Genomic DNA, 12,009 nt, shown 5'->3' with positions numbered 1-12,009 from the left:
TTGTACCCAAATTTTATTACTGCGTTACAGTCATAACCTGCCCACTACGATCAATCATAATTTTCATTTTACCGTCTTGTGCATTATATAACCCTAATTTATGCAAATCTTGTTTACATTCTTTTACGAAGAAAGGTAATGTGCGAATTTGATCAATATCAGAGCTTGTAATGAAATGAATTAAATGATGCGTCATTTCTTTTATATCATGAACAAGCTCTTCCTTTTCTCGCTTTAGTCTTTCATTTTCAGCTCGTAATACATGTAACTCGCCTTCAAGTCCACGGGCATTCTTTTCATCTTTTGAACGCTCTGCAGCCATGCTAGAAAGTTTATAGATTCCTTCCATGAACTGATGTAGTTCATGCTCTTTTCTTTCACTACACTGGCTAATCGTTTCAAAATTATCAACAATGCCAGATATAACTGTTACAAGATTTTTTTCACTCTCTGTATTTTCAACTTCTTTTCTTAATTCTTTCTTGTTTTCTATTTTCATCTCAACAATTGGTTCTTTTACAGGCGTATATTTTCGCTTTCGTCCTGGTTTTTGTTTTTCAATATTTTCAAACGGTATTTCACATTTTTTTAATTTGTAATACGTATTTTGTAATTGACTTGCTGTTTTTGGAAAAAGATTTAGTTCTTTTTTACTAACGTATTTTGAAATATTAATAATGTTTAAACCGTGACGTTGGGAAAATTGATACACTTCATACAATAACTCTAGCTCAGACTTTAGCCATGTAATTGTTGATCTTTCATACGCCCGCATCCCACCATTTTTTTCTATATCTATTTGAAATAATACCATTCTATTATGTAAATCAACTAGTTCTTCATATTTTACTTGGAATTGTTTTTCTATTTTTTTAAATTCCTCTTCTAGTTGCACATCGTTCATTTTATTATTTGACATGTTTTGTAAAAGACTTAATACATTGATTGCTGTGTGGTGATACATAATCTGTGTCACTCCCCCTCATCCTTTCACAATTCTCATCTGACTCCCATGTCTTCTCAGAAAATAGCAATTTTTACATATCCATATTATAACATTTCAAAATTGTCTGTCAAATAATAAACATACAAAAATGTATAGAAAGTATAGAAATAGAAAAAAGGATTTTTCAATTAATATGTATAATTGCATATTAATCACATTTAATTATATTATATGGTATTTCGGATATATTTTCACCGAAAAAGTTTGCGTTACCACGAAATATTACTAAAATAATCCAAAGATACGTTTTTTTATATTTTCAAATCAAAAATCTTCAATTAACGATTTTTCATACATACAACCTCAAACACTCCAAAAACATTCCATCTTTCCACCTATACAGAGTATAAAATACTAAAAAGGAACTAACCAATACTACACATGGCTAGTTCCCTTCTCTCCACTAGAAGAATAGAGTTGTAAATAGTGTCTGCAAATCCTCACTTCTTCTACTTACCTAAAACCACTCCATATCTCTGGTCTCACATGGTACGGCGCTCCATTAGGCACTAACCGCGCCACACATGGCTAGTTTCTCTATTCCTAATAAATAGAAAAACATGATATATCAGCTTTTTAAAAAACCTCTTGGCGGCTCACTTTTCCTCTGTACCTAAAACAACTCCATACTTCTGGTCTTACATCGCATAGAGATCTATTAGGCACTGACCGCTACCACACACAGCTAGAGCTTCTATTCCAGCAAAAGAAATGCTTTTAAATCTCTTTTACAACACTAACTTATCTACTAAGCCAATTAACTCTTGAATATCTGGCTTACTTACTTGAGCATTCGCCCCCACAGCTTCGCCTTTATGGAATAATTCATTCGTAATTAGTGAAGAGAAAATAACGACTGGTAAACGATTCATTATTTCACCATCTTTAATTACTTTCGTTAAATGGTGTCCATCCATTTTCGGCATTTCAATATCCGTAATGAGCAAATGAATATGTTCAAACATTTTTTCTCCTTGCTCTTTCGCTAGCTTTTCAATTTGCGCCAATGCTTCTGCACCATTGCTGAAGAAGTTCATTTTCGTATATCCAGCTGATGATAATGTTTCTTCTAATATTTGACGAAGCATCGCTGAATCTTCCGCAATATAAATCACTTTTTCAGCTCGATCTGTTTTTTGTTCTAATTTTGAAAGGGATTTATTATCATAACCAGTTCCGCTAATTTCACATACAATTTTCTCGTAATCTAATAGTAAGATGATTTTTCCATCTAGTTTTACAATACCAGATGTCGTTTCTTCTAGTCCCATAGACAATGAAGCTGGTTCATCAATTTGCTCCCAAGAAATACGTTGAATACGATGCACTTCATCCACGCGGAAAATCACTTTCATTTGGTTTAACTCTGAAATGATAAATTTCGTTTGATCAAGTGGCTTTGTCGATTTTAAATTAAGAGCCGTTGCTAAATTAATAACAGGTAAAATTTCACCACGTACTTGAACAACACCTTCAACTGCATGATGAGATTCTGGCACAGTTGTAACAGGGAATGGATTAATGATTTCACGTACTTTCATTACGTTAATACTAAATAGATTTTCACCAACAGTATATGTAACAATCTCTAATTCATTTGTTCCGCTTTCTAATAAAATACTTTGTGCTTGTGACATAAAGGTGTCGCTCCCCTTCCATTAATTCCGTATATCTAATTATTAAGCTTTATTAAACCGAAAAAGTCAACTACCTATATAAAAAATATAGATAGTCGAACGATTTATTTTAAAAGACGCTTAATCTTGTATAAACGAAGCAAGTGCCTCTAATAACACTTCTTGTGCTCCTACAATTTCTGTCGGCATTGCTTCCCACTTTTTCGAAAGCTCCGTTTCGATTCGTATTCTTAACTCCGAATCCATTTCTTCTAGCACATATTCTTTCGTCGCTTTATCAACATCAAGTAGCGCGAGTGCATATAATTCTGGATCATTTATTTTTTTAAATAATTGTTTCAATATAGATGGTGCTATATGTTTTAATTTTTCAATATGAATTTCCTTATCCGAAAATAGTAACTCATATTGAATAAATGTAACATTTTCTTTAATCACTTTAAAATAGCAATTATTTTTTTTATCATTTACAAAGTAACCGTTCGGATCTGCAATAATACTCTCTACTTTACGAATTAAATCCGGCAAACTACTGGCCGCCATAACAGTCCGCTGCTCAACCTCACTCGGCGAAATGAATGTAACGCGATACTTATTTTGCGCCATCCTCCTCACCTCTCCTTTTATAGAAATCTATCGTCACAAATAAACTTATTAGTCCATCTAACACGCTAAGACCACACGTATTATTCATACTACACTTCACTTAAATCTTCTTAAACTAGCCTAGTAACTCTCCATATCTCTGGTCTTAAACAACGGTCGAGCACCCACATAAGCACTAACCGCCACCACACACCGCCAGGTCCTCTCTCAAAACCTAAAAAAGGGCTTTTAAAAGCTTTTTAAGAGCTTTTCAATAACTCGATGTTATTGAACCAAAATGCAATCTGCTGATCCGTTATCCCTGATAGTGTAATAAAAAACTCACGGCACTTCATCTCGTCCTTAAACAGTTGATACTTCCATTCTCCTTCGCTACCAACACTTACGAAATAAAACTCATGAATACGGCCAATAATTGATTGCTTTTCACCAAATGAATATGCAGGTACTTGCTTAATTTCAAATTGATCAGGTAAATATATATGCTCTTCTCGTTCCATTTTTAACACTTGCTCAGCAAGTTCACGTTTATTTTCGAAAAAAGGCAATTGTAAAATTCGCTCTTGTCTTGTCATACGAATAGAAAACCCTTTCTACTACATTACAAATTTTCTTTATTATATATTATCGAATTAAGTTTACAACTTCATTTAATACTTCATCTGAAACTTTAATTACTTTCGCATTTCCTTGGAATCCACGTTGATAAAGCATTAAATCAACAAATTCTACAGATAAATCTACGTTTGAACTTTCTTTTGCTGACCCTCGTACATTCCCTGCACCATTCTCACCAGCAACACCTATTCCTGGAATACCCGCTGATGGTGTTGCAACGTAATTTCCATTCCCTGTTTTCATTAATCCACCTGAATTCGGGAATGTAGCTACAGCTAGTTGTCCTACAACTTTCATACTACCATCCGAATATTTCATCATAACGAAACCACCGTCAGAAATAGAATAGTCATTTGCAATTGCAGCTGGACGCCCCGTTACTTCTGTTGTAGAAAGAGTTTTCCCTGTCGGATAATTTGTTAAACCACTTAAATCCAGTTTCAATCCCTTTCCAAAAGGAATATCAATCGTTCCACCTTTAGTAATTTCACCAGTTACTGGATCTTTTTGTACAGGTTCATCTGTTTGCTTTAAATTCCCTAATGCATCAAATATAAGCGGTTTATTGTCCGGCATGCCTTCAATAGGCTTAAATTCTTTGTCGTTTTTAGAATCATTTCTTACAGAAACTGAATATGTATATTCACCTGCCAACGGCTTTTCAACTTCTTTACCATCTGTCTTTTGCTTAATATTTACACGTAACGTTAACGAGTTCCCTTCCGCATCAAAAACTGTGAATTCGTGAGATAATGCATTTTGGTTTCTCGGAAGGTTTCCGCTTATTGTCGCTTTATCTGTTTGAATCCCACCAACAGCTGATCCCATTGGAATATGAATTGGGCTTGGTCGTGAAGAAAAATCTACTTCTTGTGTTCCGGTTTTTACACCATAACCTAGTACATACTGTCCACCTGTATTTGTAACATAGCTATCTTTCGATACACCGAAAGACCCTTTTCTCGTATACTCTACATTTCCACCGTTACGATCACCAACTAAAAACAAACCGTTTCCTTCTATCGCTGTCTCCATCTTATCACTAGTTAAAGTAATAGAACCATCACTAAAATCTGTAGATGTCCCACTGAACTTTACACCGTTACCAATACTCTTTGGATTCGTGCCAGCATAAGCACCATCACCACGTGAACCAACCGTATTATTATATAGTAAATCATCAAAAATAGCCTTTTGCTTTTTATATCCAACTGTTTGTGCATTTGCAATATTATTTGAAGTAACACTTAATGCATTTTGTGCTGCATTCATCCCTGTAATACTTGTATATAACGCTTTAATCATAACCTTTGTACACTCCTTTTATTAATCTGGCTTAACCTCTTCATTTTTTTCTATCTCATCTTTCTTCTCATCTTCCGGATTAGTTTCTGTTATTGGTTTATCAGAAACCCTTTCTATGAAACGAAGTGAGACAACTTGATTATCAACAATAAGTTGCACATCGTTATTTTCAGCAAGTCGAACTGTTTCCACTTGACCAGTCACTTGCTTTCCATTATTGCTTACACCTCTAACGTACTTTCCTAAAAACTTCATCCCTCCATCAAGAGCCGTCGAATACATCGTTGATTGCAGTTTATCTACTGCTTTCGTCATATTCTGTACTTGCTCCATAAGCGATAGCTGTGCTGTTTGGTTCATCATTTGGTTCATATCCATCGCATTAAACGGGTCTTGATGTTGAAAGCTTGCTAAGAAAAGTTTCAGAAAATCGTCTTTATCCATAATACCGGGTGTTTTTTGAGTACTTGCTGATACTCCGTTTGCTTGTTGAGCTGTCGACTGTGCACCAGTAACAGATGCGTTTTTTGTTTGTGCTCCTGCTTGTAACGGAATATGATTTGTACTCGTTGTATTTAATCCAACTGTTGGCACACTTTATTCCTCCAATAATCCCGCAAATTCTTTTGCATGTTGTTTTTCATGTTTCGTACTTGCTAATTTTTGTTTTTGTCTTTGCTCTTGTTCTCGCTGTTCTTTTCGATTTTCATCTTTATCTGAATAGCTAATTTGAATATTAATTTCTTTTTCTTTTAACTTCAGTCTCAATTCATCAAAAATGATTTCAACACGTTTTTTCGCATCATGTTTTTCCATTTCTACGTGAACATCAATTTGATCTCCATGTTTTTTCATAAACACCGTTAATGTACCAAGTTTTTCTGGATTCAACTGAAATAAAACACGCTCTTGTTTCACTACAAATTTTTGCAACGCTTCTACTTGTGCTTCCATTTTCTTTCCTAAGTCAGGTAACGTAACTTTCTCAGCGCCACTATTTGATTTTCCTATTTGATCCGTACCCGTTGCTTTATTTAGTAACTCCGCACCCGTTGAACTCGAATCGTTTAACACATCACCTTCCGGCAACTCTATCTTTACATCATCGCCCTCAGCTTTTGGAAGATCTACATCTAAGTCTTTGGCATCTTCTTGTTTCTTTGCAATATTACAAGTTTCTGTTTCTACAATTTTTAATGCTTGCATCGTTTGCTCTGGCATCTTCATTTTGTCTAATGCCATTTGCATTGTATCTTCTAAACATATAGCATTTTTGATATTCATATTTGAAAGAAGTTCTTGTAATTGTTGTAATTCTGCTGCTGGTAATTCGTTAAGTTTTATATTTCCATATTCTTTATACAGCTCTTGTATTTTTTGTATGTATTGATATAACAATTCTGGTTGCACACGTAATTGCTCAATTGCAACCATTTGCTCAGATACAGCTAATAACAACTGTTCTGTCTCTTTTTTTTCTTCTTTCTTTACAATTGGCTCTTCTTTCGTTACTGATTGTTTAGAAAGAATATATTCTTTTTTTTCTTCTTTTGGTGCTTCTTCTCGTTTCATTTTCTCCGTTTTCGGCTGCTTTTTATTTTCCATTCTCATCGTACGATCGAATGAAGAATCTTCACTTTTTGATTGTACTTCTAGCCCTTTTTCTTTTTGCGGAGGTAAACTTTGTTGCACCGGTAATACAGACTGTATCACTATATTCACCTCATCCATTCATACACATTTTCAAATCAAGAAGCATTTTTTCTTCCTGCTTTTCTCGTACTTTAGCAAGCTTTCTACAACCTTCTTGATACATCTCATCAATGACACGTTCTTTTTCTTTTACCTGTTCTAAAAGGCTTTCATTTTTTTGAATAAAATCTTCCGTTTTTTTAATTTTCCGATTCCATTCTTCTATTCTTTCAGGTGAAAACGTATGTGACGAAAGCATACCAGCCATTATACGCTGCCCAGTTTGTACGACTTTACTACGCGATTTTACAACATATAAATCATATTCTTTTTTTTGTTCTATTTTTCTTTTTTCGGCTGTTAATTCATACACTTCTTTCAAAATCTGTTCTTTTTCTTGATTTATTTGCAATTTTATCGTGTCGTACTGCTGCTTATCCACCTGTTTTCATAGCCCCTTCCTATTATAACGTTCTCTTTTTCTATTATATAGTTTTTTTCCAAAAAAATCTGTGAAATATTAAAAAACAAAAAAATAAGACCTCTTAGGCAGAGGTCTTATACGATATAGTGCATCGCTTCAACAATATCATCAAATGGGAAACTATCAGATCGACCTTGTTTTAAAAACGTATTTATACCTTCTACTTTATTTTTACATTCAAAAACATAAGCATTTTCTGCATTTTCTTGAATCGTCCCTAATTTAAAATACAATTCATTTTCTTTATAAACAGATAAGATTTTTCTCATTTCATTTGCAAGTTGCCAATGGTTAGATGACACGATTTCTTCCATAATCCTACTTACTGAATCTAATACTGAAATTGCAGGATAATGACTAAGTGTTGCAAGCTCACGTTTTAATACAATATGCCCATCTAAAATACCACGTGCTAAATCTGGTACAGGTCCGTTTAAATCATCCCCATCGACGAGTACTGTATATATACCTGTTATGGATCCCTTTTGTGTTTTCCCAGAGCGCTCTAATAGCTTCTTCATATAACTTTCCATTAAGAGTGTTTTACCACCGATCGGCAACTCTTTAACGGCAATATCAACACTTCTACGCGCGTCAGCAAAACGAGTAACAGAGTCCATCATAAGTAGTACGTTATTACCTTGATCACGGAAATATTCAGCAATAGATGTCGCAAGCTTCGCTGCACGAAGTTGCATTAGGTGACTTTCATCTGACGTCGCTACAACTACGACGCTTTTTCGCATTCCTTCTTCACCTAATTCTTTTCGAATAAAGTCTTTTACTTCTCGGCCACGTTCTCCTACTAAACTAATAACATTTATATCAGCTTTTGCGTTTTTCGCAATCATTCCGAGTAAAGTAGATTTACCAACACCAGAACCTGCAAAAATACCAATCTTTTGACCGATGCCAATTGTTAGCATAGAATCAATTGATTTGATTCCCGTCTCAAATACATCGGTAATTTCTTCACGTTCAAATGCATGAATAGGCGGGGCATCTAGTTTTATTTTTTGTAGTGGAATGTTTTCAGCGTTCTCATTTAACACTTCACCATTTGCGCTTAACACTTTTCCGAGTAAATGATTCCCACGAGGTACAACAACATCTTCTGAAACTAGTGTAACTGAATCTCCGTAACATACTTTTTCTGTCTGTTCAAATGGGAGTAACATATTGTTTTCTTTTTCAATCGCAATCACTTCACATAAAACATTATGTTCTCCAACGAAACAAACATCTCCAATTTTCGCCTTTGGCCCTTTCGCTACAAAAAACTGTTCTTGTACACTATGAACTTTACCGACTTTCGTATAAAACGGTGTTTCAATAAATGTATTCCATTTTTGGCCTTCATTCATTAATAGTCGATTCATACATTTTGCTCCTCAAATAACTTCTCTTCTTCCCATTTCTGGCGAAGTTTCGCAAATATAGGTGCAAATTTAAATTCAAAGAACTCTTTCTCTTCTTCTAGAACAAATTCACCGAACTGTAAGGAGAAATCATATTTCCATTCTACTAATTGTAGTAGCCAATACTCTTTCGTATTTTCCTTTTCTTCTTGAATGCGTTCAAACGTTTCTGGGTGTACGGTAATGATTAATTTTTCAAACGAAGTAGGCAACGTTTGAACGATACCAGTTAAAATGGGTAACACATCAAGCAATCGCGAATCTACTGCTTGATTCACGATTTTTTCTGCTAGATGAAAAGATTGATTCCATAATAACTCTGTCCATTCATATGCTGTTTCTTGTTGTTCTTTTTGAAACTGCATATGTGCCGATTCTATCTCTTTCATTTGCTGCTGAACATGCATTTGGAATTGTTCTTGATCATGTAATAACTGCTGACGCTCTCGTTCTAACATTTGTTGTTCTTGCCTTAGCTGAGTCATTTCCATATGTAACGATTGTTGCTGCGCAAGAAGTTCTTCATGATCTACTTGGATTTCTTCTTCTACGTGAGCTACTATTGGTTTTGGAAATTGTAATTCATACGTTTCTTCAGAAAAAGAAACAGAATTCTTCGGAATTCTGTTTTTAAATAAGGACATCATCTTCACCTCTTTGAACGATAATTCTTCCTTCCTTCTCTAGCTTTTTCACTGTGCCTGTAATCGTTTGCTGTGCCTTTTCAGCATCCGTCATCTTAAGCGGTCCTAAGCCATCTAATTCTTCTAGAATCATCTCTTTACGGTTTGAAGACATACATGTAAATAATTTCTCTTTAATTTCTTCTTTTGCAATTTTAAGTGCTTTCGCAATAACACCGTTATCTGTAATTTCTTCTAATACACGACGAAGTGCAAGATCTTCAAGTCCGAGTAAGTCTTCAAATACAAACATGTTTTCTTTAATTTTCTCAGATAACTCATAATCCATTTCATCCAGCTTTTGAAAGACTGTTTTTTCAACACCTCGTGAAACATTATTTAAAATGTTTACTATTGTTTTCAAGCCATCCGTTTTATTAATTGCATTAAATGCCATATTATTTAATTTTGATTTTAATAAATCCCCAATTTGATTTATTAATTCACCATCAACTTGCTCTAGCTTCGCAATCCCCATTACCGTTTCTACTCGCTTATGATCTGGTAATCTCTCAATTAATTGAGAAGCAAGCTGCGGTTTAATATAAGAAGCGATAATTGCAATTGTTTGTGGTGACTCATCATTAAGTACAGTAAGAAGCGGTTCTAAATCTGTAAGTGAATTTAAGAATTCAAACGGATTATCTTTGTTATACCAAAGATCTTCCAATAATTTTTCTAGTTCGTCTTCTGGCATGTTTTTAAATATGCGACGAATATATTCTTTATCTGGAGTCACTAGGTTCAATTCTTTTACATTTAATTCATACAAGAATTCCCCTAGTACATTTTCTAACGTTTCCGGTTTATATACACGAAACTTCGCGATTTCACGAAGTAATACTTCTTTTTCCTCAGCTGTCATATATTCAATGACTTTTGCTGCCACCCCTTCTTCTAATGTACGAATAAGGATGGCAGCTTTTTCTTTGGAGGAGATTTCATCTAACATCGTTGTTCCTCCCTTACTGTCCATTTAACCATTTTTTAATTACTTTTGCAGTTCCTTCTACATGTTCTTTCGTAGCATCATGCACTTGTTCATCTAACGTTGGTTCTTTCGGTTCTTCTGGTTCTGGTTTTGGCTCTGGTACTATTTTTTCTTCAGGAATTTCCATGATACTTTCATTACTTGCAGCAATTTCCTCTTCTGCTAAGTATTCTTCATATTCCTCTTCTTCTTTCTTTCTCTTACGTCTTGCTAATAAGAACCATACTAGACCACCAATCGCTAATAAACCAGCTGGAATTCCACCAAATAACCACCAGTTTATACCGCTTTCTTCTGGTTCTTTCTTTTTCTCCTCTTTCGGCTGATCAAACTGAACAGTTACAACGTTAACTTGACCGTTTGTAAAGTTCCCATTTGGATCAGCTTGAAGCCCAGCTGCTGTACCGATTGCTTCTTTGAAAGTAGTCATATCCATTTTTCGTTTTACTAACGTATCATTGTCTACCCATACTACAACATTTGTTTTCGTTAATTCTGGGTGTTTCTTAATCGTTTCAACTGTTTTATCTATTTCATAGTTTTCAATTTTGTTACCATTTTTATTATCATAGACGATTTTACCATTTTGATTATTGTTCGTACCGTAGTTTGGTACTTCGCCGTTTGCTGTAATACCAGCGCCTTGTTTCGTCTCTGCTCCTTCTTGTGCAGTAGAGCTTTCTTCTTGCTCTTGCTTACTACGAAGTACACCTTTATCACCATATTTTTCTGACTGGCGTGTAACTTCATCATAGTTTACAGACACTTTCGTATTCACTTTATATTCATTCGGTTTAAACATCGTCATTAATGTTGCATCAATATCTTGCTTTAATTTACCTTCAATTTGTTGCTGCATCTCTACTTCTTTTTCATAAGAAGAGGAACTAGTAGAATGTGCTTCATCTGCTCCTTTTGAGATAATACCTTTTTTACTATCAATCACACTTACTTCTTCTGCTTTCACGCCAGGAACTGCTGCACTAATCATTTGCTGTATACCCGCAACCTGATCTGCCGTTAATAATTGGCCACGCTTCACACCAACCGTAATCGCCGCTGTCCCTTTTGCTTTTTCTTCATCAAAAATTGTCTCTTTTTCAGGTAATGTAATTTGAACATTCGCCGTTTCAACTGTCGCAAAGTTCCTTACAATATCTTGTTCCAATTGCTTTTTCGTACCGACAATTTGCTTCATTTTTTTATCTTGCTCACTTGAACCGAGCGAGCTTTCTAATAAAATTTCCTCACCGCTTTTAGAATTAAACGGTAAGCCCATCCCATTCATTTCTTTTCGAACCCATGGAGCATCATTTTTTTGCACACGAATCGATCCATCGGCCGCTAACTGATAATCGACACCTAACTTTGATAATTCTGCTGTAATCTCTTGCTTATCTGCATCATTTAAATTTTGATATACAACAACATATTTATCTGGCAAGGTGAAGTATAAAAGTGCTCCTGTTACAATCGCTAAAAGCGCAGCACCGATTACTAACTTATGCCACGTTTTTAATGATTGGATAACATTTTTTATCTTTTCCATTTAAACACACCCGTCCACTT

12 protein-coding genes are annotated in these 12,009 nt (G+C 34.8%); all 12 read right to left on the bottom strand.

Going from position 1 to position 12,009, the window contains the following annotated elements; translation table 11 throughout:
• Positions 1–16 precede the first annotated feature (16 nt).
• Entirely contained in the window at positions 17–964 is a 948-nt protein-coding gene (locus ACHZK0_RS08430; RefSeq protein ID WP_395761700.1) for a DNA-binding domain-containing protein, read from the bottom strand.
• Between the two features lie 770 nt (positions 965–1,734).
• Entirely contained in the window at positions 1,735–2,643 is a 909-nt protein-coding gene (locus ACHZK0_RS08425; protein WP_061680553.1) for a chemotaxis protein, read from the bottom strand.
• Between the two features lie 120 nt (positions 2,644–2,763).
• A complete protein-coding gene (locus tag ACHZK0_RS08420) occupies positions 2,764–3,249 on the bottom strand; it encodes a LysR family transcriptional regulator (RefSeq protein WP_395761419.1) in 486 nt (161 codons plus the stop codon).
• A gap of 239 nt (positions 3,250–3,488) precedes the next feature.
• A complete protein-coding gene (locus ACHZK0_RS08415; protein WP_000198173.1) occupies positions 3,489–3,824 on the bottom strand; it encodes a DUF3964 family protein in 336 nt (111 codons plus the stop codon).
• A 49-nt stretch (positions 3,825–3,873) separates the two neighbouring features.
• On the bottom strand, positions 3,874–5,172 hold the full coding sequence (flgE, locus tag ACHZK0_RS08410) for a flagellar hook protein FlgE (RefSeq protein ID WP_270340656.1): 1,299 nt from the start codon (positions 5,170–5,172) through the stop codon (positions 3,874–3,876).
• Positions 5,173–5,193: 21 nt separating this feature from the next.
• Positions 5,194–5,766: a flagellar hook assembly protein FlgD gene (locus ACHZK0_RS08405; RefSeq protein ID WP_270340657.1), complete on the bottom strand. Its 573-nt coding sequence runs from the start codon at positions 5,764–5,766 to the stop codon at positions 5,194–5,196.
• A 3-nt stretch (positions 5,767–5,769) separates the two neighbouring features.
• Positions 5,770–6,885 carry a flagellar hook-length control protein FliK gene (locus ACHZK0_RS08400; RefSeq protein ID WP_395761418.1) on the bottom strand — a complete coding sequence of 372 codons (1,116 nt, stop codon included), beginning with the start codon at positions 6,883–6,885 and terminating at the stop codon, positions 5,770–5,772.
• A gap of 10 nt (positions 6,886–6,895) precedes the next feature.
• On the bottom strand, positions 6,896–7,306 hold the full coding sequence (locus ACHZK0_RS08395; RefSeq protein WP_070168636.1) for a cytoplasmic protein: 411 nt from the start codon (positions 7,304–7,306) through the stop codon (positions 6,896–6,898).
• Between the two features lie 116 nt (positions 7,307–7,422).
• The gene (gene fliI / locus ACHZK0_RS08390; protein ID WP_395761417.1) at positions 7,423–8,727 is read right to left on the bottom strand and encodes a flagellar protein export ATPase FliI; all 1,305 of its coding nucleotides are present in this window, start codon (positions 8,725–8,727) and stop codon (positions 7,423–7,425) included.
• Positions 8,724–9,410, bottom strand: coding sequence for a FliH/SctL family protein (locus ACHZK0_RS08385; protein ID WP_395761416.1), 687 nt, complete (start codon positions 9,408–9,410; stop codon positions 8,724–8,726). Before ACHZK0_RS08385 ends, fliI begins: the two co-directional genes overlap by 4 nt.
• A complete protein-coding gene (locus tag ACHZK0_RS08380; protein WP_000883361.1) occupies positions 9,397–10,401 on the bottom strand; it encodes a flagellar motor switch protein FliG in 1,005 nt (334 codons plus the stop codon). The genes ACHZK0_RS08385 and ACHZK0_RS08380 overlap by 14 nt, the downstream gene beginning before the upstream one ends.
• Positions 10,402–10,414: 13 nt before the next feature.
• Positions 10,415–11,989: a flagellar M-ring protein FliF C-terminal domain-containing protein gene (locus ACHZK0_RS08375; RefSeq protein WP_270340661.1), complete on the bottom strand. Its 1,575-nt coding sequence runs from the start codon at positions 11,987–11,989 to the stop codon at positions 10,415–10,417.
• Positions 11,990–12,009: the final 20 nt, after the last annotated feature.

Origin of the sequence: Bacillus sp. 3G2, from assembly GCF_044324725.1 — a bacterium.
Taxonomy (GTDB): Bacteria; Bacillota; Bacilli; order Bacillales; family Bacillaceae_G; genus Bacillus_A; species Bacillus_A mobilis.
Note: the sequence above shows the minus strand (reverse complement) of the source record. Positions and strands in the feature narration are given on the sequence as shown.